The sequence below is a fragment of the Fusobacterium ulcerans ATCC 49185 genome (genome assembly GCF_900683735.1).
Classification (GTDB): Bacteria; Fusobacteriota; Fusobacteriia; order Fusobacteriales; family Fusobacteriaceae; genus Fusobacterium_A; species Fusobacterium_A ulcerans_A.
In genome coordinates this window covers 2,033,084-2,059,487 of sequence record NZ_LR215979.1, presented here as the reverse complement: position 1 = coordinate 2,059,487, position 26,404 = coordinate 2,033,084, and the positions used below count along the sequence as shown (strand labels likewise).

The window sequence follows — 26,404 nt, the reverse complement described above, 5'->3', positions numbered from 1 at the left end:
TTCCAAACTCAAAGAGCTCACCCCTAGGGGTGAGTTCTTCTATTTTTTGTTTTCTATTTTTTTTATATTTTTGCATTCAGGGTATCCTGTACAAGCAAGAAATTTTCCCCATCTTCCTCTGTTTATTTTAAATGGTCTTCCACATTTTTCACATTTACCAGCAGCTTTAAGTATTTTTTCTTCTTCATCAGTAATTTTTTTAAGTTCAGCTTTAAGTTGTACTATTCCATCTTTTTCTATTATCTGATTATTGGCCAGCATTTTTCTGATTTCAGTTGGAAGAGGAGTTCTTATATTATCTTCAGCAAATTTTTCACTTTCAAGATAACTTCCAAATCTACCAAATTTTAAAAGATACATAGCTCCACTATCTGTATATACATCTGTAGGTCTTCCTTTTTTAGCTTTTACTATTTCTTCTACTTTTTCTTTAACAAATATTTTACCATTTTTTATATCTTCAGCAGGTATTTCTACTCCTTTGAGAGATATTTTTTCTTTGCAATCTTCAGACTCATTAGGACATGCAAGATATCTTCCAAATCTTCCAGTTTTAAGAATCATATTGCCTTTTCCACACTGACATGGAACATCAGATTCAATTATTCTTGACATCTCTTCTTCAACTGTAATTTTAAATTTATCTATGTAATGTTTAAGCTCTTTGTAGAATACTGAAAGAAGATTTACCCAATCTTTTTCTCCATCAGCAACTTCATCAAGCTGGTTTTCAAGTTCAGCAGTGAATTTAACATTCATTATATTAGGGAAATTTTCATCTAATTTATCTTTTATCTCATATCCTAATGCAGTAGGACTAAAACTTTTACCTTCAACTACAACATATTCTCTTTTCTTTAGAGTTTCAATGATAGTAGCATATGTAGAAGGTCTTCCAATTCCTTCAGCTTCCAGTTTTTTAACCAGAGAAGATTCAGTGAATCTTGAAGGTGGTTTAGTAAAGTCTTCTTTAATAAGAAGTTTTTCTAACTTAAGAATATCTCCTTCTTTTATAGTAGGGAATTCTCCAAGAGGAAGATCTTCCTCTTCTTTAAATATTTTATAATATCCATCAAATATTATTTTATTTATAGTTCCTCTAAAATCGAACTTTTCATAATTGCATATTATTTCAAACTGCTCATATTTCATAGGAGCAAGTTGTGATATAAGGAATCTGTCCCAGATAAGCTTATATAGTTTATGTTGGTCTTTATCTAAAGTACTTTTCAGACTATCAGGAGTAAGAATAATATCTGTAGGTCTGATAGCTTCATGAGCATCTTGTATTTTTTGCTTGCTTTTAACAGTTTTTTGTACTCCAAGATATTCTTTTCCAAAATTTTCAAGTATATAGTTTTTTGCCATCTCTACAGCATCTTCAGATATTCTTGTAGAGTCAGTTCTCATATATGTTATAAGTCCTTTATGATTTCCATCTATATCAATACCCTCATATAAGCCTTGAGCTACTCTCATAGTTTTAGAAGCTGAAAAACCAAGATAAGATGAAGCTAACTGCTGAAGTGTACTTGTTTTTAAAGGCAGAGGAGAATTTTTACTTTTCTTAGAAACCTTAGCTTCAATTACAGTAAAATCTTTTTTCTCCACTTTTTTAATTTCTTTAACAACATTTTCATCAGTAAGTCTTTCAAATTTTTTATTGTCTACTCTATAGAGAGAAAGCTTTAATTTATTTAAAAACTCTCCTTTTACTTCCCAAAATTTAACTGGAATGAATTTTTTAATTTCATCTTCTAAATCACAGATAAGCTTTAAGGCAACTGACTGAACTCTTCCAGCAGAAGTATTTGAAGAAATACTTTTCCATAGGAGTGAGCTTATACCATATCCCACTAATCTATCAAGTATTCTTCTAGCTTGTTGAGCATTTACTTTATCCATATCAATTTTTCTGGCATGAGATATAGAATCTTTAATAGCTGTTTCAGTTATTTCATTAAATTCTATTCTGTTACTGTCTTTTTCATCAAGCTTTAAAGCATGAGCTATGTGCCAGGCGATAGCTTCCCCTTCTCTATCTGGGTCGGAAGCAAGATATATCTTATCAGATTTTTTTGCAAGATCTTTTAAATTTTTTATTACATCTCCTTTTCCTTTTATTGTAGAATAAGAAGGTTGGAAATTATTATCCACATCTACACCAAGTTTACTCTTAGGAAGATCTCTCACATGACCAAAAGAAGCAACTACATGGAACTTTTTTCCTAGGATTTTTTCTATTGTTTTAGCCTTAGCTGGGGATTCAACTATAACTAAATTCTTTTTAACCAAATTCTTCACCCCTATCTAAATTCAAATTTTTGTTTACTATATTTCCGTTTCATTTTACTAAAAAATAATAAAAAAAGCAACAAACAATTATATTTTAGTTTTTTCTCCTGTATTTTCCACCAGGAATACTTACTATGATATGCTTTATTTCAAGGTCCATAAGTATAGATAAAATCTCACTTGCCTTGAATGAGGACTCTAAAATAAGTTCGTCTAAATTTTTTTCTTTTTCAAGTAAAGAAAATATTTTTTCTTCATAAGAAGTAAGATCTAAATTACTATTTTTATTATTTTTTATTTTCCATCCATATTCTACAATTATATCTTTTACATCTGTGGTAAGTTTTGCCTGACTGTTTTTTATTAAATTGTTACATCCTTCAGAGGAAGGAGAGAAAATATCTCCTGGAACAGCAAATACTTCTCTTCCTTCTTCTAAAGCTAATTCAGCTGTAATCAAACTGCCACCTTTTTTCTGACTTTCTATTACAAGAATTCCTTTGGATAATCCTACTATTATTCTATTTCTCATAGGGAAATTGTATCCAATAGGTTCTGTTCCAAGAGGATATTCACTGATTATTAATCCATATTTTTCTATTTGTTCCCATAATATTCTATTTTCTTTTGGATAGATAATATCAAGTCCGCTACCAACTACTGCAATAGTTTTACCAGATTTATCTAAGGTTCTTTTATGACAAATACTGTCTATTCCAAGAGCTAGTCCACTTACAGTGGTAATTCCGTTTTCAATAAGATCTTCAGTCATTTTTTCACATGTTATTCTTCCATAAGTGGTAGCTTTCCTTGTACCTACAACTCCTATTCTTCTATTTTTCAAAAGAGAAATATCTCCTTTATAATAGAGAAAAACAGGAGGCTGACTTATATTTTTTAGTTCTTCTGGATAATTTTGACTTTTTAAACTTAATACTTTTACTTTATTTTTCTTTAAATTTTCTATTTCTTTATCAAGAGATAGAGTTTTAGAGTTAATAATTTTTTTATACTCTCCATCATCAATATTAAAATATTTTTTTAGTTGAAATTCATCTAATTTAAATATATCCAAGTATTCCTTAAAAGCTGACATTAAATTACGGATAACACTGTCCTTGACACCTGCTGCCCTTAATTTATACCATTCCAACAAGATCACCTCTATTTTATTTTTGCGTAAACTTTTACCAGAAGTTCTCTTATTATTTTAGAACCAGGGTATAAACTTCTTCCTTTTTCAAGAATATTTCTTGCATCTGTATATTTTTCAGTTGCCATATAGATATCTCCCATACCAGCATATACATATTCATCTTGTCTATAATTTAAATATTGTCTAAAGTCATTTAAAGCACTATCGTAATTTTGAAGATTCCTATTAGCTATTCCTCTTCCAAGATAAGCTTCATAAAAAGAAGAATCTATATTTAAAGTATCATTATATAATGAGATAGCCTCTTCATTTCTTCCAAGAAATCTTGCAGTAGTAGCTGCTCCAAAGACATTTCTTATATCAGTTTTATCCATAGAAAAGATTTTTCTTGCACGATCATATTGATTCATTCTAAAATATTGATTTGCAAGTTGGAAGATTACTTCTGTATTTCCATTTACAGATTCAATATAATTTTTTAGTTCTTCCTCAAATTGATTATTTAGCCTTTTTAACCTTCCTCTATCTCTTTCAGCCTCCATTTTAGTATCTATATTTCTCAGGGCTTCATTTCTATATTCGTATATAGGTGTGACTTCCTCTGAAAAAGCTAAAGATGCTGATAAGAGAATAAATATACTAATAAGTATCTTTTTCATTTTTTATCTCCTTTACAATTCCTTTTATTAAACCATCAGTCATTTTAATATCAATTTCATCATCTATTAATAAATTACTGACTTTTTTTATTGAAGTTCCATTTTTAGTAACAACACTGTAACCTCTTTTTAAAGTTTCAAGAGGATTTAAATTGACTATCTTGTTTATTCTGTTATTTAAATTATTTTGAAGATTTTGTATATGATATTCAAATGCTTTTTTCAAAAGAGTTTCTTTTTCCATTACTTCCTGATTTTTTTCTTCTATATTTCTTCTAAAATTTTTTATGTAGTAATTATTCTCTCGCTTTTCTAATTCTCTTTTTAAAATTTCTATATAATTTTTCATAAGAGATTTTAAATATCTGTTTCTATCTTCAATAGATTCTAAAGTTTTTTTTCGTTCAGGAACTGAAAGTTCTACAGCTTGAGTGGGAGTAGCAGCTCTGGCATCAGCTGTAAGATCACTGAGGAGATAATCTATTTCATGGCCTACAGCAGAAATAATAGGTTTTTCAGAATTATAAAAAGCAAGAGCTACTTCTTTTTCATTAAAGGACCACAGATCTTCTATGCTTCCTCCACCTCTTCCAGCTATTATTAAATCAATTTCCTCTATTTTGTTTAATGCTTTAATTCCTTTTATGATTTCTTCCTTTGCTCCAATTCCTTGTACTTTGGCAGGATAAACGTAAATATTTATTGTATTATCTCTTTTCTTGATAGTCTTTATTATATCTTGTATAGCTGCTCCAGTATAAGCAGTAACTACCCCAATATTTTTAGGAAATTTTGGGAGAGGTTTTTTATGAGAAAGGTCAAAATAACCTTGATCAGCCATCTCTTTTTTTAGATTTTCAAGCTTGGCAAAAAGTTCACCTAACTCATTTTTTTTCTCAATATGTCTTACAAGTATTTGAAAATCTCCTCTATTTTCATAGAAACCAACATCTCCAAATATTTTTACAGAATCTCCATCTTTTAAATCCTCTGTAATTCTTTTAAATTTATATTTGAAAGCAGCACATTTTACCTGAGCTTCTTTATCTTTTAAATTGAAATACAAATGGCCACTTTTATAATAAGTTACACCTGACATTTCTCCTTCAAGAAAAAATTCTCTTAAGTCACTGTTTTCTTCCAAATAGTTTTTTACTTTTTTATTAAATTCACTTACACTATAGGTTCTTTCTTCAAACATTAAAAACTCCTTGGCTAAAAATCTAATAATAGTTTTTTAAGTTTAGTCATTTCATCTCTTTTTATAATTGCATTTTCAAAATCTAACTCTTTAGAAAGCTTTGCTATTTGTTTTTGAAGTTTTATTATCTCTTTTTCAATGTCTTTTCTAGAGGTAAATATTTTTTTATCCTTGCCTTCAGTTTCATTGATATCCAATCCATAATCAAGATTAATTAAATCTTCGCTGATTTCTTTAACAATAGTCTTAGGGTCTATATTATGAAATACATTATATTCATGCTGTATCTTTCTTCTTCTGTTAGTTTCATCAATAGCTTGTTTCATTGAATCAGTCATTACATCTCCATATAGTATAACACGTCCTTCTATATTTCTGGCTGCTCTACCTATTGTTTGTACCAATGATCTTCTACTTCTCAGAAAACCTTCTTTATCGGCCTCTAGTATTGCCACAAGGGAAACTTCAGGAATATCCAATCCTTCTCTTAATAGATTAATCCCAACTAAAGCATCAAATTCTCCTTTTCTCAGTCCTTTTATTATATCTATTCTTTCTAGCGTGTCTATATCAGAGTGCATATATTTAACTCTTACACCAAATCCAAGATAGTATTCAGTAAGTTCTTCTGCCATTTTTTTAGTAAGAGTAGTAACTAAAACTCTTTCTTTTCTTTCAGCTCTTATTCTTATTTCTTCCAGCAGATCATCTACTTGGTTTTTAGTTGGTCTTACTTCTATTATAGGATCAAGTATTCCAGTAGGTCTTATAAGTTGTTCAGCAATATGTCCATGAGAAGATTCTACTTCAAAATCTCCTGGGGTAGCTGATACAAATACTGACTGATCAGAAATTTTTCTAAACTCTTCAAATTTTAAAGGTCTGTTGTCAAGTGCTGCTTTTAATCTGAAACCATTTTCAACAAGAGCAGTTTTTCTGGCTCTATCTCCATTATACATTCCTCTTATTTGTGGAATAGATATATGAGATTCATCTATAAATATAAGAAAATCTTTTGGAAAATATTCAAGAAGGGTATCAGGAGTTTCTCCCTCTTTCTTGCCAGAAAGATATCTGGAATAATTTTCAATACCTTTACAGTAACCAATTTCTCTTATCATTTCCATATCATATTCAGTTCTCTGTTTTAACCTTTGGGCTTCGAGAAGTTTTCCTCTTTTTTCAAAAGCTTCAACCTCTATTTTCAAATCTTTTTGTATTTCAGTAAGAATTCTTTCATTATCTCCATCAGCTGTAAGATATTGAGTAGCAGGATAAAGAACAATTCTCTCCAGATTTTTTCTTATTTTTTGTCCTGTAAGAGTATTGATTTCAGATATTTCTTCCAGATCTTCTCCCCAATATTCCAGTCTGTATCCAGTTTCCATATATGATGGATAGATATCTATAACATCACCTTTTATTCTAAATTTTCCTCTTTCAAAAGCTATGTCATTTCTTTCATATCTTATGCTTATAAGTCTTTCAATAAGTTCTTTTCTATCTATTCCAGTCTGTCTGTCTATTGGGATAGTCATTTTTCTATATGTTTCAGCAGATCCCAATCCATATATAGCAGAAACAGAAGCTACAATTATTACATCTCTTCTATTCATAAGAGCAGCAGTTGCAGCATGTCTCAATTTTTCTATTTCATCATTGATAGAAGAGTCTTTTTCAATATATGTATCAGTAGTGACGATATAAGCTTCTGGCTGATAATAATCATAATATGAAACGAAATATTCTACAGCATTATCAGGAAAAAAACTTTTATATTCTGAATAAAGCTGAGCAGCCAATGTTTTATTAGGAGCAAGAATCAGTGCAGGTCTTTGAGTCTTTTCTATGATATTAGCCACAGTAAAAGTTTTTCCTGAACCAGTAACCCCAAGAAGTACTTGATCTTTTACTCCATTATTTATATTATCAGTTATTTTTTTTATTGCCTCTGGCTGATCTCCAGTAGGACTATATTTTGAATGTATTTTAAACATAATTATACCTACCTTTATAAATTCCTATTTTTTAATTATACCATAAACTTTTTCTATATCTATCTTTTTTTATTAATATGCCTTTTATTTTTATTTTGTTTTTCAAATAATTTTATTTTAAAATATATTGAAAATATTTTTAAATAATGATATAATCAATTATAAATTTTTAGGAGGTAGAGCATGGAAGTTTTTATACATCATATATATGAATATCAAAAAGGAATCAGAAACCTTATATTACATACTACTGATAAAAGTAATATAGAAATTATAAAAGAAAAATTAAATGCTGAAAACATAGATTATATAATATATCCTTTAGGAAAGCAAAGAATAAATGTATTCTTTGGAGCAAAGGAATGTGTAGCAGTAATAAAAAACATAAATAAACTTTCTTTAACAGCTTATACTCCAGAAGAAGATTTTATACTTGGAATAATGCTTGGATATGATAGAAGAAAACAATGTGAAAGATTTTTAAAGTTTAAAGAAAAAGCTATTAGTGCATAAAAAAGGAAACTACTAAAATAGTTTCCTTTTTTGATTAATATGATTTTCAGTTTTTAAATCTGATATATTTTATTTGTTCTCATTAAAAATATTTTTTCTTTCAAGATATTTTTAACTATTTTAAATATTTTTATTTTTTGCTTCATTATATTATTGATTATTTTGATAGAATAAAATATTTTTGCCAAATTTCAATTTCTTATTTTACAAGCCATACTCAATTAATTGCTAAGATATGTTCAGTTATACAATCGGAAGCTTTGCTTGCTAAAAAGACTTCTCCTAATAAACCAGAAGTTTCTTCCCATCTTTCAGCTGGAATTCTATTTAATATTTCCTTTTTATTTTTTCTTTCTTAAAGCTGAAACCATAGAAAGTGCAGTTAAAATTAAGAAAATTATTGTAATTGGTCTAGTGTATAAGAAACTATATGATCCTTCATACATTAAAACAGCTTTTCTTAAATTAGTTTCAAGCATTGGTCCTAAAATTACAGCTAAAACTATTGGAGAACTAGGCATTTTTATTTTTGACATTATATATCCAATTATACCAAAAACAAAAGTAACTCCTACATCAAATAAGCTATTATTCATAGAATATGATCCAATAGTTGAAAGAATTAATATAGCTGGAATCATTAAAGTTTTAGGAATTTCAACAATTCTGCTATAGAATTTTATACCTGCTAACCCTATAAATAATAAAAGAATATTTCCAATTATCATAGAACTAAATAATCCATAAACAATTTCAGGATTTTGTTCAAAAAGTAGTGGGCCTGGAGTTAATCCTTGAATTATAAGTGCTCCTAAAAGAACAGCAGCAACAGCATCTCCAGGCACTCCAAGAGTAAGCAGTGGAACCAATGCTCCTCCAGTTACTCCATTATTACCAGATTCAGGAGCAGAGATACCAATAAGACTTCCTTCTCCAAATTTCTCATTTTTATTACTTCTTTTAGCTTCATTATAACACACAAAGGCAGCAATATCAGCACCAGCACCAGGAATAGACCCTATAAAAGTTCCAATAGCTCCACATTTAAGTATAGTTGGAAGACAATGTTTTATCTCTTTCCAGTTCATATAGTTTTTATCCATAACTATATCTGTTTTTATTTCTTTTTCTCCAACTAAAGTTTCTATTTGATTAAAAACTTCTGATACAGCAAATAATCCTATAAGAACAGGAATAACTGAAAATCCATTAAGAAGATCAACTACTCCAAAAGTAAATCTCGGATAACTTGTTATAGAATCCATACCAAAACAAGATATCAATAATCCTATCATTCCAGCAATTATTCCTTTTAAGAAATTTTCAGCTGAGATACTTGCAATAATAGTAAGTCCAAATAGAGCTAATGCAAAATATTCAGGAGCAGAGAACCTCAAAGCAAATTTTGCCAATACAGGTGATATAGTAACAAGAGCCAGACAGCTGATAAGTCCTCCCAATGCTGAAGCAATAGTAGAAGCACTAAGAGCCTTTGTAGGATATCCTTTTTTTACTAAAGCATAACCATCAAAACAAGTGGCAGCTGATGCTGGAGTTCCAGGAGTATTCAAAAGAATAGCTGAGATAGATCCCCCATAAATAGCTCCAATATATATTCCAACAAGCATTATAAGACCAGTAACTGCATCCATTCCAAAAGTAAATGGAAGCAGGATAGCAACTCCCATTGTAGCAGTAAGTCCTGGAAGAGCTCCAATGACAATCCCACCAGTTACCCCAAGAACCAGATAAAATAAATTACCCAGCAAAAGAGCAGTAGATAAACCTTGTATTAAGTGACCAAACATTTATATTTTCCCCCTTATTTTAATTATATAAACAGTCCAGTAGGCAAAGATACTTTAAAAGCATAAGTAAACAATAAATATAGAGCTATAGGAAATATTACTGCAAATACTATATTTAATATTTTTGATTTACTTTTCAAAATAGTTATTACAACAAAAGCAAAGATTATAGTGGATATTAAATAACCTACTCTATCTATAAGAAATACATATACTGCAAAAGCAAAAATTACCATGAAAGTATATTTCATATTTGGATTGTAAATACTTTTTTTATCTTTGTTTTTTAAACTTCCAGCAAAAAGCATAGCAGAAAGTATAAATAAAATAACTGCAATAACTTTAGGGAAGAAATCAGGACCTAGTCCAGTATTTCCTATAAATGCCATATTAAACTGAGTAGAAGAATAAAAAATAAATACACTTACTATGCATAGAAATGCAGAAAAAACAGTTTCTAACAAAATTAATCCCCCTTTTATGAAATATGGGTGACTTATAAGTAGAAATTTAATCTAGCTTTTGGTCACCCACTTTCATACATTAATTTAAGAATTCTTTATGATTATTTTAAAGATTTAACTATAGAATCTATTGTAGCAGTATCTTCTATTATAAATGTTTCAAAGTCTTTTCCATTTAGATATTTGATTCCAAATGTAGAGTTATTCATAAAATCTTTAAAGTCATCAGATTCAACAGATTTTTTAATAGCAGCATCAAGAGCAGCAACTATTTCAGGTGATGTTCCTTTAGGTACTGCAATACCTCTCCAAGTACCAGAAACAACATCATGTCCTAATTCTTTTAATGTAGCAACTTCTGGAAGGCTTTCTATTCTTGTATCAGCCATAATTCCTAAAGCTCTTAACTGACCAGCTTTTAATTGTCCAATAGCTTCTCCTGGTCCCATTAAAGAGAAATCAGCATGTTTTCCTAATAATGCTGGGATAACTTCCCCAGCTCCATTATATGGAATATGATTAAATTTTACTCCAGCTTCATTTTCTATGGCTAAAGCATAAAAATTAGGTTTAGCTGTACTTGCAAATTTTATTTTTTCAGGATTTGCTTTCGCATCTGCCAAAAGTTCATCTAAAGTTTGATATTTAGAATCTTTTTCAACTAAAACAACAGCAGGATCCATATTTACTAAAGATACTAATGAAAAATCTTTATAACTGATTGGAGAAAGATTCATTAAAGGTAATGAAACTATTTCTCTAGTTATCATAGTAATTGTATATCCATCTTTCTTTTGAGTAGCTCCAAAAGTCATTCCAACAGCTCCAGCTCCACCAGTTTTATTAACTATAACTACTGAAGTACCAAGCTCTTTTTCCATAAGACTTCCTAATTTTCTAGCAACTGCATCTGTTCCACCACCAGCACTGAATGGTACAATCATATTGATATTTTTACTAGGATAAGCTTTAGCAAAGGCACAAGCAGCCATTAAAGTGAAAATAATCATCATAAGTTTTTTTCTCATAAATCTGTCCTCCTCAGTTTTACTAATATGACAAAATTTTTATTATTCATATTGTGTACATTGTATTGAAATAGAAATTTTTGTTATATTAGATTTCTTTTTATATTATTTTTTATTAAATATCTTATAATCTATTTATAACTTAATATTATTAAAAAGTACAATAAAAAAACAAAGAAAAAATTCCGTATATGAAACAAAAATTAATAAAACTATATGAGACTTTATCAAAATAACAGAATAACTATTAAAAAAGCATAAAAAAGTTAGTTCCATATATGGAAAAATATAGTATAATATGTTATAGATTTTTGAATAAATTACTCATTTTGATGAACTAATTATAGAGAATTATAATATAAACAGGGGGGAGATATGGAAAATGAAAAAAAAGTTCCTGCAATAGAAAAAGCAGATAAGATATTTAACTATCTTTATTATAAAGAATCAGCTACACAAGCAGATATTTCAAAAGATTTAGAAATACCTAAGGCAACAACAAACAGACTTTTATCAGTTCTAACAGAACTTAAATATTTGAATTTAGAAGGAAGAGAATACAAAATAGGAGAAAAATTTTATTTTTTTTCAAATAAGCATGAAAGATATACTCTTATAAAAAATATAGCATATCCATATTTGGAGGAACTATCTTTAAAGTTTAAGGAAACCTTTAAAATAAGTGTTTTGGATGAAGATAAAATAAGAAGTATAGGAAAAGTGGAGAGCAGTGATTTTATCAAAATATCAGTTTCTGAAAATGCAATATTTCCATTACATGCAGGAGCAGCAAGTAAACTTTTAATATGCCAGCTAAGTGAGAGTAGACTAAATAAACTTTTAGAGAGAAATCTTCCTAAATATACTGAAAATACTATAACTGATAGAGAAGAACTAAAAAGAGAACTTCTTAAAATAAACATAAATAAGCTTTCTTTTGATAATATGGAGCATTCAGTGAATATAAGAGCTGTGGCAGTTCCTATACTGGATAGTAAAAACAGAATAGTAGCTGCTGTGAGCTGTCCATGTTTTCCAGATTCTTTGACAGATGAGAGAGCATTGAAGATAGCTGAGTCCATGAGAAAATCATGTGAAGAAATTTCTAAAAGATTAGAGTATTTTAATAAATAAACTGGGGGAGAAATGAAGTTACTAAATACAGAAAAGAATAAAACTGAAAATAACAGACAATATATTTATAGGGTACTTAAAGATAATATAATGAATCTTAATTTAAAACCAGGTGAAACTGTAAGTGAAATAGAATTAAGTGAACTTCTTAATGTGAGTAGAACACCTGTAAGAGAAGCATTTGTTAGATTGTCTGAAGAAAAACTTCTCAATGTATTTCCACAAAAAGGATCTGTAGTTTCTAAAATAGATTTAAATTTAGTAGAGGAAGCAGTTTTTTTGAGAAAACTTTGTGAGAAAGAGATGTTAGAAATAGCTTGTAAAGATATACAATCTAAATCTTTGATAAAAACTTTGGAAAAAAATATAGAGTATCAAAAAATTATAATAAAGTTTAAGGAAGATCTTCATAAATTTTTTGAATTGGATAACCAATTTCATACAATTCTTTTTGAAAATTACAATAAAAAAAATGTATGGAAAACAATAAAAAGATTATCAACTCATTATGATAGATTGAGATTAATAGATGCTTTAGAAAAAACAAATGTTGAAGCTACACTTAAACAGCATATTGACATAGTTAAATTGATAGAAGAGAAAGATATAGAAAAGATAGATTCTCTTATAACAAAGCATTTATTAAATTTTAAAGAAGTTATAAACGAATATATGGAAAAGTACCCAGAATATTTTTCTTAAAATATACAAAAATTCCCCTTACAATAATTGAAAAGTAAAGGGAATTTTTTATTTTTAAATTATTTTATAAGACCACTTAATTTAGGAAGATATAAAGATAAATCTGGAATATATGTTACAAACATTAGAACAATTATTATGACAACATAATATTTAATAAGTTCTCTCATTACATCTTCTATTTTCAAATTTCCAACTTTTACTCCGACAAATAGAGTATTTCCAACTGGAGGAGTGATGTTTCCAATACATAGATTAAATACTATGATAATACCAAATTGGATAGGACTCATTCCAAAAGCTTTAACTATTGGAAGGAAAATAGGTGTAAATATAAGGATTGCTGGAGTAACATCCATAAATGTTCCTATAAATAATAAAAGCAAATTCATAAGAAGAAGTATTATATATTTATTATTAGTTATTCCAAGAATTAAAGTTGAGATTGCTTGAGGTACTCCAGTAAATGCCATTACCCATGACATAATTGTTGAAACACCAATCAGAAAAACAATAACTCCAGTCATTTTAGCACTTTCTTCAAAGATACTGATGAGATTTTTTAAATTGATAGTTCTGTAGAATATCATTGATAACAATAGTGTATATACAACAGCAACTACAGATCCTTCAGTAGGAGTGAAAACCCCTTTGATAATTCCACCAATAACAATAATTATAAGAGCTAATGATGGAAGGGCATCAATGAAAGTAATTAATATAACTTTCAATTGTACACTAGCTTTTCCTTTCATTCCACGGTTTTTAGCAAGAAAGAAAGTAAGAGCCATACATCCAATTCCCCATAAAATGCCAGGAATATATCCAGCCATAAAGAGAGCAGCAACAGAGGTTCCTCCACTCACTAAGGAATAAACAATAAGAGAGTTAGAAGGAGGAATCAATAAACCTGTAGGAGCAGTAGCTATATTGACAGTGGCTCCTAATTTTTTATCATATCCTTCTTCCTCTTCCATAGGAAGAAGGATTCCCCCCATGGCAGCACAAGCAGCAACTGATGAACCAGAAATAGCTCCAAACATCATATTAGCAAGGATATTTGTCTGCATAAGAGAACCAGGAATTCTACCAGTTAAAGATTGAGCAAATGCTACCACTTTTTTAGCTATTCCTCCCTGATTCATAATATTACCAGCTAGAATGAAAAAAGGGATAGCAATTAAGGTAAAATTAGAGATTCCAGAAAATATTCTTTGAGCTCCAGTAACAAGTGTATTATCCAAAGCAAGTGATGGAAGAATAGCAAGAACAGATGATATTCCTATACTTATTGCAATTGGAAATCCAAGAAGCAGGGTTATTATTAAGACAATAAACATAATTAATGCTGTAGTAAGTACCATATTCTTATGCCTCCTTTGATTTTTTCATAAGATCAAATATATTAAGAACACTATATATAGCTGTAATTATTCCACAAACAGGAAGTACCATATAAATATATCCCATAGATATTCCAAGAGCAGGAGTTGTTTGAGTCATACTTAAAACAGCAATATATGCTCCACCAGAGATAAGGACTCCAACAGCAAACAACAGAACAACAATTTCAGTTATTATTCCAACTCTTGCTTGAACATTTTTATTAAATCTTTCTATAAAAAATACCATACGCATATGATCTCTTTTTCCAAAAATATAAGAGGCAGCAAACATTGACATCCATGCAAAAGAATAAGAAATAAGTTCTTCTGATACTGTACTTGGTGATTTAAAGATATATCTCACTAAAATTTGATAAGTTCCTACAGCAGTCATGAACATAAAAAGAATAACACATATACTTAAAATAATTTTATTCAAAAAGTTTCTTATTTCAGTCATTAGTTTTTACCTCCTATAACTTCTTTCCCAATTTCTTGGATTCTGTCATAAATTGGTTTTAATTTAGGATTTGCATCTAATACTTCTTTATGAAGAGGTAAAACTTTCTCTTGGAAAGCAAGTACATCAGGATAAATAAATTCTACATTCATTTTTTTAGCTTCTTCAATAGCTTTTTCTACAGATGATCCCCAAGCTTCTCTTTGCACCTTTGATATAATTTTAAATCCTTCATCAAAAATGGCTCTTTCTTCATGAGAAAGGCTATTGAGAAATCTTATATTTCCAATTACAATATCAGGTACCATTTGGTGCATATTATATGAATAATATTTACAAACTTCACCATGTTTATTACTTGTAAGTGCTAATTCATTATTTTCAGCTCCATCAATGACACTTTGCTGAAGAGCAGTATAAACTTCACCAAATCCCATAGGAGTAGCTGCTCCGCCAAAAAGCTCCATCATTCTGATGTTAGAAGCTGACTGCTGTACTCTAATTTTAAGACCCTTTAGATCATCTGGGGTTCTGATAGGTTTTTTAACTGTATAAAAATTTCTAGTACCAGCATCTAACCATGCAACAGCTTCAAATCCAGATTTCTCAGTAGCAGTAAAGATAGGTTTTATAAGCTCTTTATTATCCATTACAGTATGGTAATGTTCAGGACTATTGAATAGATATGGTAAATTAAATATTTGGTATATATCATCAAAACTTTCAAGAATAGCATTACTTGCTACAGTAAAATTGATAGCTCCTGTTTGTGTAAGTTCAACTGTATTTACCTGAGAACCTAAAAGTTCATTTGGAAATATTTGAACATCATACTTATCTCCAAGTCTACTTTCTATAAATTCTTCAAATGCTAATAACCCAATATTTGTAGGATGATCAGCAGCTTGATTATGAGAAACTCTTATTATAGTTTTTCCATTTCCAACATTACATGAAGTAAGTAAAAGTATACTTCCTAAAATGAAAACAATACTAAGGAAAAATTTAGCAAATTTTTTCATCAAATCCTCCACTCCTTTTATTTATTTGTTGTTAGTCAGTTAAATATTTTTTTAATGTATTGTAAACAGCATTTTTGCCAACAATCATTTGCATAAAATATTCTTCAATAAGATCAGTCAATCCCGCTTCTTCAAGATCTACTCCAAAGATAATTTTGTTTCTAAGAATCTTTCTTAGTTGTCCATTATATGATTTTGAATTTCCAAATTCAATACTTATAAGATTTTCTTTAAGTATCTCAAGCATTGGGTCATTGCTTATAGATCTTGTATTTCCTTGATCATCAATGCCTAAAAGATATCTAAACCATCCAGCATAAACAAGAGGAATATATTTTAAATCACTTACTTTTAAAGTTGAACTATTCATATAAGCCTTTATAGTTTCTCCAAATCTTATTCCCATTTTTTGAGAAGTATCTGTAGCTATTCTTTCTGGCTGATCTGGAATGTATGGATTGAGGAATCTTTCATTTACTACTTCATCTATAAAAGTCTTAGGATCAATGATACTTGGATTTTCAACAACTTTTAAAGCCTCATTATACCCTATTTCTTTTATTAATTTATTTAAAAGAGGATCATTTACAGTGTCATAGATAGTTTTATAATTAAAAATACATCCATATATTGCAAGAGTTGTATGTAATGGATTAAGGCAAGTGGTAACTTTCATTCTTTCAGTTTTTTCCACAGTTTCTCTATCTGTGATATAAACACCAGCTTCAGATAATTCTAACTGAGGTCTTCCATTAGGAAACTTATCTTCAACAATAAAGTATTGAGGAGCTTCTGCATTTACAAATGGAGCTGTATAACTATTTTTAGAAGTGACAATTATATCCATATTTTCAAATCCTAATTTCCCTAAGTGTTTTTCAATAATTTTGGCAGGTCTTGGAGTTATTTTATCTATCATAGTTATGGGAAAAGCAATTTTACTATCATTAGTCAGATATGACATGAATTCTTCTTCAACATAGTTATTTTTTATCCAGTGTTCTGCAATATCAAGAACAGCAGCTTTGATTTTATCTCCATTTCCAGAACAATTATCCATACTTACCATACTAACTGGAAATTTTCCAGCTTTATATCTAGTGTATAAGAGAGAAGTAAGAAGACTCATTGTATGCTTTGCAGAATCAGGTCCAGCTGAGAAGTCATCTTCTATTATTTTCATGTAATCTCCATTGGGAGTTTTTAAATTATAACCTTTTTCTGTAATTGTAAAACTAATCATTTGTAAAGATGGAGCAATAATTATTTTTTTCAATTTTTCTTTTTCTGTATCTGTTTTTATGGTATCAACTATACTTCCAATAATTTCATTTTCAAATACCCCATTTTTATAAAGAGTAACAAGCATTGTAAGATTATTGTAAGGAGTATAAACTTTATCAATAATTTCAGTATCAAAACTTTCAGCAACAATTATTCCAGTGTCTTCTAATCCTTTTTCAATAAGAATTTGGTCTATTTTTCCTATATATGCCCTAAAGATATTTCCAGCACCAAAATGTAGCCACTTTGGCGTTTTTTCTGTATTTTCTTTAATTTTTTTTATATCATATACAGGAGTTTTTACTTTTCCAGCAAGAGAATTTTTTATATTATTTAATTCATCTATACATAATTTCATTTTGAAAGCCCCCCTTTTTTAATTATTTTATTCTTTCAAGAGTTTCCCAGATACCTGTGATATAACTTGCTCCTAAAGCTCTGTCATAAAGTCCATATCCTGGTTTTCCAGTCTCTCCCCAGATCATTCTTCCATGATCAGGTCTTAAATATCCATCAAAATTATTTTTGTGTAAAGCGTTCATGATACCTACAATATCCAGTGAACCACATTTGGAATAATGAGCTGATTCTTCAAAACTCATACCATCATCAAGAAGTTTGACATTTCTAACATGGATAAAATGGATTCTTTTCATAGCACTATATTTATCTACAAGATATACCATGTCATTAAAATTTCCACTTCCAAGAGAGCCTGTGCAAAGAGTAAGACCATTGTATTTATTGTCCACTAATTTAAGGAACCTGTCTAAATTAGTTTCATTAGTAATTATTCTAGGGAGTCCAAAGATTGGCCAAGGTGGATCATCTGGGTGGATAGCCATTTTGATATCACATTCTTCAGCAACTGGAATTATTTCTTTTAAAAAATATTCCAAATTAACCCATAATCCCTCTTCCCCATTTTCTTTATATTGTCTGAATAATTCAGTCATTTCTTCTTTTGTATAACTTGAATCCCATCCAGGGAGAGATAAATTACTATTTAAAGGATCTAACTTATCTACTTGATCTTTGTAGTAAACGAGAGCAGTTGAACCATCATCTAATTTTTTATCAAGTTGTGATCTCGTCCAGTCAAACACTGGCATAAAATTGTAGCAAATAACTTTTACCCCAGCTTTAGAAAGATTTCTGATATTTTTTTTATAATTTTCAATATATAAATCCCTTGTTGGCAATCCTAATTTAATATCTTCATGAACAGGGACACTCTCTATTACATCAAAATGTAAACCAGTATTTTCAATCTTTGTTTTAAGGGCATTGATTTTTTCCATATTCCATTCTTGACCAACAGGAACATCATATACAGCAGTAACAATACTATGCATAGTGGGTATTTGTCTTATATATTCAAGACTGATAGGATCTGAATCTCCATACCATCTAAATGATAATTTCATATTTTTTATTTCCTCCTTGTGTTTATATATCTAAATCAAAATAATTTTTAGCATTATTAAAACAAATTTCTTCAATCATTGATTTTAAAATATCTTTGTCATAAGGAATTTCTCCCTCTTCTACCCAAGTTCCAATCATATTACACATGATTCTTCTGAAATATTCATGTCTTGTATAAGACAGAAAACTTCTTGAATCTGTAAGCATTCCAAGAAATCTTCTCAACAGTCCAAGATTAGCAAGGGCAGTCATTTGTTTGATCATGCCATCTTTTTGATCATTGAACCACCAACCAGCTCCAAATTGAATCTTTCCAGGGATTTTTCCATCTTGGAAATTTCCAATCATAGTTCCAAGCATTTCATTATCATTAGGACTTAAGCAATAAAGTATAGTTTTAGGAAGCTGTTCTATTTTATCTAATTCATTTAATAAATTAGAGATAGATTTGGCATAGCTATAGTCTCCAATTGAGTCAAAACCAACATCTCCTCCAAGTTTGTTATACATTCTTGAATTATTATTTCTTAAGGCTCCAAGATGTATCTGCATTCCTAAATTATGTGAGTTATAGATTTTTCCTAATTCTATAAATAATGAAGTTTTATAGATTTCTATTTCTTCTTTAGTTAGCTTTTTTCCAGAAAGTGTTTTAATAAATATATTTTCTACTTCTTCAGAACTTCCTAATCTAAAAAAAGGTTCTTCAATACTGTGATCGCTAACTACACAACCTTTAGAAACAAAAAATGCAACTCTTTTGGATAAAGCATCTATTAAATTTTTAAAAGTATTTATTTTCATATCAATCACTTTTTCTAAAACAGATAGCCATTCAAGAAAAGTAGATTTTTCTATAAAAAGAGCTTTATCAGGTCTAAATGTAGGGAGAATTTTTACATCAAATTCTTTGTCTTGAGTTACTTTTTCATGATATTCCAATGAATCTATAGGATCATCTGTAGTACAGAGAGCCTTTACATTAGAATTTTTGATAAGAGCTTTAGCTTTAAAATTTTCTGATTGAAGAAGATTATTAGCTTTATCCCAAATAATTTTTGCATTTTTTCTATTTAGGACTTCCTCTATTCCAAAGAACCTTTTCAGTTCAAGATGAGACCAATGAAAAAGAGGATTTCCATAGGCATATTCCATAGTTTCAGCAAAAGCTAAAAACTTTTCATAGTCACTTCCATCTCCTGTGATATATTTTTCATCCACTCCATTAGAACGCATAGCTCTCCATTTATAATGATCTCCATATAACCATATTTGAGTAAGATTGTTATAGCTTTTATTTTCAGCTATTTCTTGAGTACTTAAATGACAATGATAGTCGAAAATAGGCATCTTTGAAGCATACTCATGGTATAGTTCTCTACTGATATTGTTTTTTAATAAAAAATCTTCATTCATAAAATCTTGCATAACTTCCTCCTTGATAGCAATCAATTGATTATAATCTTTAAAATTTAATTTTTTTATTTATACTATACGCCCAAACTTGTATACTAGTATTTTTTAATGATATAATTTTTTTATGTAAAAGTCAATATATTTTTTGCTTTTAGATTTATAATAGATTTATTTTTTCTAAAATAGAACATTTTATAAAAATAAAAAGATGAAAGATTAAAGAGGAATAAAGAAAATAGTATCAAATCTGTGCAAAATATATTTATGATTTTCTAGATGATAGTAAAAAATAAGAGAACAGTCAGAATTTTAGTAGAAAATAATTCAAACATTTTTAATCCCCCCTTTAATATCTTAAATATTTTCATAGTTTTAGTAGGGGAAAGAGATGATTTCAAAAAAATATGTATAAAAAAATTCCATATATGAAACTATAAAACAGAAAATATTTTTTCATTTTTCTTACTTTCAGCATTTTTAATACCTTAAAGTTTTTTATCTTTTCTTTTTAATTTCATATATGGAATTTTTTCAAAGATATTATGATTGAATTTTTAATTTTTTTAAAGTATAAATAAAATATGGACAAAGTATAACAAAACATTTCAATATAAATCAAAATAAAATATTTTAGGAGGAAAGTCATGTTGAAAAAAAGTAAAATTTTAAAAAAAATAACTGATATAGGAATAGTAGCAGTAGTAAGAAGTGAAACTATAGAAGAAGGAATCAGAATTTCTAAAGCATGTGTAGAAGGGGGAATTCCAGCAGTAGAAGTTACATATACTGTACCAGGAGCAACTGAAGTAATAAAAGCTCTTAAAGAACAGTTTACTTCTGATGAATTAGTTATAGGTGCAGGAACTGTACTAGATGCATCTACTGCTAGAATAGCTATTTTAGCTGGATCAGAATTTATAGTTTCTCCTGCATTTGATGAAGAGACTGCAAAATTATGTAACTTGTATCAAGTACCATATATGCCAGGGTGTATGACAATTACTGAAATAACTAAAGCTATGCAATATGGAGCAGATATTGTAAAACTTTTCCCAGGAAGTGCTTTTGGACCTTCATTTGTAAAAGCTGTAAAAGCTCCACTTCCTCAAGCTAATATTATGCCTACTGGAGGAGTAAGTTTAGAAAATATAGATGAATGGTTTAAGAATGGTGTAGTAGCTGTAGGAGTAGGAGGAAAATTAGCTTCTGGATCTAGTGAAGACATCATAGCTACAGCTAAAGCATTTGTAGAAAAAATAAAAGAAATAAGAAATAAATAATATGGCATATTTGGAGGAAAAGACTGTAATGGATAAAATATTTGATTTTAAAAATAAGGAATTTGGATTAATATGCAGTGGAGAGATGATAATGAGACTTTCTCCTCTGAATAATGAAATGCTGATTCAAGGACATTTACTTGAAAAACAAATGGGAGGAGCAGAATTTAATGTTGCCAGTGGAGTATCAATATTGGGAGAAAAGACTGCCATAATAACAAAGCTTCCAGAGAATGAACTAGGAAAATTTGCAAAAAAGATAATAAGTTCTAATGGTGTAAGTAATGAATTTGTGGTATATGATGAATCTAAAAATAAAAGATTAGCTATTTACTATTATGAGTATGGATCATCACCGAGAAAACCAAATGTTACATATGACAGACAAAATTCATCATTTCAGTCTTTTAAGGCAGATGAAGTAAAGAGTTCAGTATATAATAGAGCAGAAATCTTTCATACAAGTGGAATAACTTTAGGATTGTGTGAAACTTCAAATAAATTGACTCATGACCTTATCAGAAATTTTAAAGATAGAGGAGCATTAGTATCTTTTGATGTAAATTTCAGAAGAAATCTTTGGACTGAAGAAGAAGCAAGAATTGAGATTGAAAAATTGCTTCCATTTGTTGATATACTTTTTGCTTCAGAAGAAACTTTTAGAAAAATGTTTCAGAAAACAGGAAACTTAGAAGAGATTATAAGAGCTTTTGCAAAAGAATTTAATATATCATTTATTGCTTCTACTCAAAGAACAGTAAATTCTCCCAAATCTCATAATTTTACTTCATTAATATATAACAGAAAAAATAATACTTTCTATTGTGAATCTCCATATAAAAATATAGAGATAGTAGATAGAATAGGAAGTGGAGATGCTTATGTAGCAGGAGTACTATATGGAATCCTTAAACATAACAATCCAGAAAAAGCAATGAAATATGGAAATGCTAATTCAGTATTGAAAAATACTATAATAGGAGATATATCTTGTGCAGATGTTACCCTTGTAGACAGTATAATAGCTGATCATGAGAATGGAAATACAAGTGAGATGAATAGATAATTAAGCCATCTGACTTTAAGTTAATTTATAAAAAAGAGAGAGATCTGAAATTTATATAATTTTAGATCTCTTTTTCTATTTTATTGATTAAAATTTACAATTAGACAAAATATTTTAAAAAATTAAGCTGTTGAAAAACAGTTTTTTTATTTTCTGAGCCAATATAAACCTTTAAATTTAAACAATTTTGTGATTGTTTTGTGTTTTTTAAGTGAAATTATTGATTGACAAAGAGAAATAATAATACTATAATCAACTCATAGTTTTCTATAAAACTAAAAATAACTATTAATTGTTTGTTTTGTTAAAAAAATAAAAAATAATATATTTTATTTGAAATTAACAAATAATATATTTATTTTAAAATAATAAAAATCTAAAGATTAAATTTTAATTCAAAAATATAAATTAAACGTTTTTTTTTATCTTGGGAGGAATTTTGATTATGAACAATAGAAGATTAGATCATATAGGAGTAATATATGTAATTTTATTATTCATAGTTTATGAAGGAATGTTTAGAATAACAGGATTCAGTATAAATACATCTGTATATGGGTTATTCATAATACTTATTTTTTTCTATTCAATAACTGGAAATCTTAAACTTGATTCTAGTCCATCTAGGTGTAATACAGTTTTAATAAATAGCCTTATTTTTGGAATATTTTTTATGTTTTATAAATCTCTTTCACTTTTTACTATTTTTATAGTATTCTCGCTTTTTCAATTATTCATATATAGAGTGATATTGAAAGTTAAGGAAAATAAAAATAAGGAGGAAGAAAAATTTATTAATGAAAGAAGTCTTATTAAATTCGGAATAGACTCTTTTGGAATACTAGTTGGAATGATTTTATCTTTTATTTTTAAATATGATTTAAATTGGAGAAAAGAATTTAAAAAAGAATATGCATTTACATATTTAGGAATATTTTTAATTGGATATTTTTATACAAGAATGAATGAAAAGAGTTGGACTTATACAAATATATTAGATATTTTAAATTTAATAGTATTAAATGGAGTTTCATCAATTATTTTTTTAGTCATTATTTATAGTAAGGTAATAAGTTATCCTGCATCAATAGTTTTAATCTCATTGATTTTATCTATTTCATTTCAATTGTTTTGTAGGTATTTATTTAGACTAAAGAGATTCTATAAGACAAAGAATAAATGTTATGTTTCTGAAACAAGGGCATTAATATATGGCGCAGGAGAAGCAGGGGCAATATTAGCTAAAGAATCAATGACTAATCCAATATTTCCATATCATATAGTTGGATTTTTAGATGATGATCCAAAGAAAAAAGACACATATATATACAATATAAAGGTTTTAGGAAATAGAAAGAATTTAGAAGAAATAATTAAAAGAGAAAAAGTATCAGAAGTTCTTTTAGCACTGCCTTCTCTTCATAGTTCAGATATGAGAAATATAGTAGATAGAATTAAATCAGTTGGAAATGTAGAGATTAAAACGGTTCCAACTATAGCAGAGATACTTGAGAATAGAGAATTGGCTTCTCAATTAAGAAAAGTAAGAATAGAAGACCTATTAGGAAGAGATGAAATAGTAATTAATGATGGAAATATTAGAAATCTCATTGAAGGAAAAGTTATCTTTGTGACTGGAGGAGCAGGGAGCATAGGATCTGAACTTTCCAAGCAGATAGCTAAATATTCTCCTAAACAGCTCATAAATATAGATATTAATGAGAATACAATATATTTTCTCGAACTTGAAATGAAGAGAAGATATCCAAATCTTAAATTGATATCAGAGATATGCAATGTAAGGGAGAAAGAAAAACTGGAAATACTTTTTGGGAAATACAAACCAGATATAGTATTTCATGCAGCTGCACATAAGCATGTGCCTTTAATGGAACATAATCCAGAGGAAGCGATAAAAAATAATATATTTGGAACTAAAAATGTAGCAGAATGTGCTGATAAATATGGAGCTGAAAAGATGGTCCTTATCTCAACAGACAAAGCAGTAAATCCTACAAATGTTATGGGAGCTACTAAAAGAGCTTGCGAACTGGTAATTCAGCATATGAATAAGATTTCTAAAAACACAAAATATATGGCAGTAAGATTTGGAAATGTATTGGGAAGTAATGGATCAGTTATTCCAATATTTAGAAAACTTTTAGAAGAGGGAAAAAACCTTACTCTTACTCATAAAGATATAACAAGATATTTTATGACTATACCAGAAGCAGCCCAATTAGTAATAGAAGCAGGTTCATTAGGTAATGGAGGAGAGATATTTATTCTTGATATGGGGAAGCCAGTAAAAATATATGATCTTGCTCAGACAATGATAAAACTATCTAACTCAGATGTAGGAATAGATATAGTAGGACTTAGACCAGGAGAAAAACTTTTTGAGGAGCTTCTTTATAATGTGAATTCTGCAATTAAGACAGAAAACAAGAAAATCTTTATAACTAAGATTGAAGATGGGGAAGTGGATATAACGCAATTCTTTGGAAGATTGTGGGAAGCTGGACAGCATGCAAATATAGATGATATTAAAGATATAATGAAGAAATTAGTTGTTTCATATAAAGAAGTAAGTTACTAGTAATGGGGGAAAGCAAAAAATGTTTTTAAAGAGAGTGTTTGATATATTAGCATCATTTTTAGGAATAATATTCTTTTTACCTTTAATGATACTGACAGGACTAATTATAAAATTTACTTCTCCTGGACCAATATTATTTAAGCAGAAAAGACTAACGATAGGTGCAAGAGAATTCGCTATATATAAATTTAGAAGTATGAGGACAGATTTTGATAAAGATGCCAAGGGTATACAAGTAAAAGGAAGCAGCAGCGCAATAACACCAATAGGGAAATTTATTAGAAAGACAAAGATAGATGAACTTCCACAACTTTTTAATATTCTTATTGGGGATATGAGCTTTATAGGACCAAGACCGGAGCTTCCAAGAAGATTAAAATACTATTCTGAAAGAGATAAGGGAATATTTAAAGTAAGGAGTGGAATATCTTCACCAGCAAGTATAGTGTTTTCAGATGAGGAATATTTAATGAATCAGGTTTCATATCCAGAGAAATTCTATATAGAGCAGATAATGCCATATAAGATAGAGCTCAATTTGCACTATGTAGAAAATAGAAATTTTTGGAATGATATTTATCTGATAATAGCTACTTTTTTAAAGATAATAAATAAAGCAAAAATTCAATGGATAGTAAAAGATGAAATGCTTTTAAATAAAAAAGATGAATTAATAGAAAAAATAGGAGTTGAATATTGATGGAAAATAAAAAAAAGACTCTTATGATAACAGGAGCATCAGGATTTATAGGAACAAACTTTATAGAAAAATACAAAGAGAAGTACAACATAATTCCAGTAGACCTATTAAAAATAAAACCTGAAGATCTTGATTTTAAAGATGTAGATACAGTACTTCATTTAGCAGCTCTGGTTCACCAGATGAATGGAGCACCAAGAGAGAAATATTTTGAAGTGAATACAGAACTGACAAAAAAAGTAGTAGAGGCAGCAAAGAAAAACAAAGTTAAACATTTTGTTTTCTATAGTACAGTAGCTGTTTATGGGACTCATGGAAGTCTTAAAGAAAAGTTAGTATTAACTAAAGATTCAAAAGTAAATCCTAAAACACCATATGCAGAAAGTAAATGGAAAGCAGAAGAGATACTGAGAGCATTGGAAAATGAAAATTTTAAAGTATCAATACTAAGACCACCAATGGTATACGGAGAAAATTGTCCTGGAAATATGAAAAAGTTAGAAAAAATAGTAAAAATCTTTCCAATACTTCCATTTGGCAATGATGAAAACAAAAGAACATTAGTACATATAAATAAATTATTAGAAATAACAAAAGAAGTGATAGATAAAGAGATATCAGGGATAACCATTCCTAAAGATGATGAAGATATGTCAATAAAAGAAATAGTGGAAAACATAGCAAAAGAGAAAAATAAAAAGATTTGTTTGATAAAATTATCAAAATTTATTTTAAAAATATTATATATTATGAAATCTAGTACAATAGAAAGTTTATATGGAGAATTAATTTTTAAGTAAATTATTA

General features: G+C 28.6%; 22 protein-coding genes. 8 read left to right on the top strand and 14 right to left on the bottom strand.

The features are described from left to right. Nucleotides 1-39: 39 nt before the first annotated feature. From topA to uvrB, 5 genes are all read right to left on the bottom strand, one after another. Nucleotides 40-2,295 (bottom strand): type I DNA topoisomerase, encoded by a 2,256-nt coding sequence (gene topA, locus E0E45_RS09245; protein WP_130890894.1) that lies wholly within the window; start codon nt 2,293-2,295, stop codon nt 40-42. Nucleotides 2,296-2,389: 94 nt separating this feature from the next. Continuing rightward, nucleotides 2,390-3,448, bottom strand: coding sequence for a DNA-processing protein DprA (gene dprA, locus E0E45_RS09240; protein WP_130892335.1), 1,059 nt, complete (start codon nt 3,446-3,448; stop codon nt 2,390-2,392). A gap of 11 nt (nt 3,449-3,459) precedes the next feature. Next, a complete protein-coding gene (locus E0E45_RS09235) occupies nt 3,460-4,110 on the bottom strand; it encodes a tetratricopeptide repeat protein (RefSeq protein ID WP_130890893.1) in 651 nt (216 codons plus the stop codon). Beyond that, nucleotides 4,091-5,311 (bottom strand): exodeoxyribonuclease VII large subunit, encoded by a 1,221-nt coding sequence (xseA, locus tag E0E45_RS09230; RefSeq protein ID WP_130890892.1) that lies wholly within the window; start codon nt 5,309-5,311, stop codon nt 4,091-4,093. The genes E0E45_RS09235 and xseA overlap by 20 nt, the downstream gene beginning before the upstream one ends. A 14-nt stretch (nt 5,312-5,325) precedes the next feature. Next, complete coding sequence (gene uvrB, locus E0E45_RS09225; RefSeq protein WP_130890891.1) at nt 5,326-7,308, bottom strand: excinuclease ABC subunit UvrB; 1,983 nt, start codon at nt 7,306-7,308, stop codon at nt 5,326-5,328. Nucleotides 7,309-7,491: 183 nt separating this feature from the next. Here uvrB and E0E45_RS09220 point away from each other — a divergent pair, with 183 nt between their 5' ends. Then, on the top strand, nt 7,492-7,821 hold the full coding sequence (locus E0E45_RS09220; RefSeq protein WP_130890890.1) for a DUF2023 family protein: 330 nt from the start codon (nt 7,492-7,494) through the stop codon (nt 7,819-7,821). A gap of 341 nt (nt 7,822-8,162) precedes the next feature. Here E0E45_RS09220 and E0E45_RS09210 read toward each other — a convergent pair whose 3' ends face one another. From E0E45_RS09210 to E0E45_RS09200, 3 genes are all read right to left on the bottom strand, one after another. Beyond that, the gene (locus E0E45_RS09210) at nt 8,163-9,629 is read right to left on the bottom strand and encodes a tripartite tricarboxylate transporter permease (RefSeq protein WP_130890889.1); all 1,467 of its coding nucleotides are present in this window, start codon (nt 9,627-9,629) and stop codon (nt 8,163-8,165) included. A gap of 23 nt (nt 9,630-9,652) precedes the next feature. Continuing rightward, on the bottom strand, nt 9,653-10,093 hold the full coding sequence (locus E0E45_RS09205) for a tripartite tricarboxylate transporter TctB family protein (RefSeq protein WP_130890888.1): 441 nt from the start codon (nt 10,091-10,093) through the stop codon (nt 9,653-9,655). 101 nt (nt 10,094-10,194) lie between these two features. Continuing rightward, nucleotides 10,195-11,121: a tripartite tricarboxylate transporter substrate binding protein gene (locus E0E45_RS09200; RefSeq protein ID WP_130890887.1), complete on the bottom strand. Its 927-nt coding sequence runs from the start codon at nt 11,119-11,121 to the stop codon at nt 10,195-10,197. Nucleotides 11,122-11,496: 375 nt separating this feature from the next. Here E0E45_RS09200 and E0E45_RS09195 point away from each other — a divergent pair, with 375 nt between their 5' ends. Both E0E45_RS09195 and E0E45_RS09190 read left to right on the top strand, forming a co-directional pair. Further along, nucleotides 11,497-12,255 carry an IclR family transcriptional regulator gene (locus tag E0E45_RS09195; RefSeq protein ID WP_130890886.1) on the top strand — a complete coding sequence of 253 codons (759 nt, stop codon included), beginning with the start codon at nt 11,497-11,499 and terminating at the stop codon, nt 12,253-12,255. Between the two features lie 12 nt (nt 12,256-12,267). Further along, the gene (locus E0E45_RS09190) at nt 12,268-12,957 is read left to right on the top strand and encodes a GntR family transcriptional regulator (RefSeq protein ID WP_130890885.1); all 690 of its coding nucleotides are present in this window, start codon (nt 12,268-12,270) and stop codon (nt 12,955-12,957) included. Between the two features lie 59 nt (nt 12,958-13,016). Here the strand turns inward: E0E45_RS09190 and E0E45_RS09185 are convergent, their stop codons facing one another. The 6 genes from E0E45_RS09185 to uxaC are packed head-to-tail and all read right to left on the bottom strand — an operon-like array spanning nt 13,017 to nt 19,964. Next, nucleotides 13,017-14,321, bottom strand: a complete 1,305-nt coding sequence (locus E0E45_RS09185) for a TRAP transporter large permease (RefSeq protein ID WP_130890884.1) — start codon at nt 14,319-14,321, stop codon at nt 13,017-13,019. A gap of 4 nt (nt 14,322-14,325) precedes the next feature. Continuing rightward, nucleotides 14,326-14,802 (bottom strand): TRAP transporter small permease, encoded by a 477-nt coding sequence (locus tag E0E45_RS09180; protein ID WP_130890883.1) that lies wholly within the window; start codon nt 14,800-14,802, stop codon nt 14,326-14,328. Then, a complete protein-coding gene (locus E0E45_RS09175) occupies nt 14,802-15,824 on the bottom strand; it encodes a TRAP transporter substrate-binding protein (protein ID WP_130890882.1) in 1,023 nt (340 codons plus the stop codon). The genes E0E45_RS09180 and E0E45_RS09175 overlap by 1 nt, the downstream gene beginning before the upstream one ends. Nucleotides 15,825-15,855: 31 nt before the next feature. Further along, on the bottom strand, nt 15,856-17,466 hold the full coding sequence (locus tag E0E45_RS09170) for a mannitol dehydrogenase family protein (RefSeq protein WP_130890881.1): 1,611 nt from the start codon (nt 17,464-17,466) through the stop codon (nt 15,856-15,858). Between the two features lie 22 nt (nt 17,467-17,488). Continuing rightward, nucleotides 17,489-18,535: a mannonate dehydratase gene (gene uxuA / locus E0E45_RS09165; protein WP_130890880.1), complete on the bottom strand. Its 1,047-nt coding sequence runs from the start codon at nt 18,533-18,535 to the stop codon at nt 17,489-17,491. Between the two features lie 22 nt (nt 18,536-18,557). Continuing rightward, a complete protein-coding gene (gene uxaC / locus E0E45_RS09160; protein WP_130890879.1) occupies nt 18,558-19,964 on the bottom strand; it encodes a glucuronate isomerase in 1,407 nt (468 codons plus the stop codon). A 632-nt stretch (nt 19,965-20,596) separates the two neighbouring features. On the opposite strand from uxaC, the gene E0E45_RS09155 reads away from it, so the two are divergent. From E0E45_RS09155 to E0E45_RS09135, 5 genes are all read left to right on the top strand, one after another. Beyond that, a complete protein-coding gene (locus E0E45_RS09155) occupies nt 20,597-21,232 on the top strand; it encodes a bifunctional 2-keto-4-hydroxyglutarate aldolase/2-keto-3-deoxy-6-phosphogluconate aldolase (RefSeq protein ID WP_130890878.1) in 636 nt (211 codons plus the stop codon). A 28-nt stretch (nt 21,233-21,260) separates the two neighbouring features. Further along, nucleotides 21,261-22,298, top strand: coding sequence for a sugar kinase (locus E0E45_RS09150; RefSeq protein ID WP_130890877.1), 1,038 nt, complete (start codon nt 21,261-21,263; stop codon nt 22,296-22,298). Nucleotides 22,299-22,743: 445 nt separating this feature from the next. Next, complete coding sequence (locus E0E45_RS09145; RefSeq protein WP_130890876.1) at nt 22,744-24,897, top strand: polysaccharide biosynthesis protein; 2,154 nt, start codon at nt 22,744-22,746, stop codon at nt 24,895-24,897. 19 nt (nt 24,898-24,916) lie between these two features. Then, nucleotides 24,917-25,597, top strand: a complete 681-nt coding sequence (locus E0E45_RS09140; RefSeq protein ID WP_130890875.1) for a sugar transferase — start codon at nt 24,917-24,919, stop codon at nt 25,595-25,597. Beyond that, the gene (locus tag E0E45_RS09135) at nt 25,597-26,397 is read left to right on the top strand and encodes an NAD-dependent epimerase/dehydratase family protein (protein WP_130890874.1); all 801 of its coding nucleotides are present in this window, start codon (nt 25,597-25,599) and stop codon (nt 26,395-26,397) included. Before E0E45_RS09140 ends, E0E45_RS09135 begins: the two co-directional genes overlap by 1 nt. The last annotated feature ends 7 nt before the right edge of the window (nt 26,398-26,404 follow it).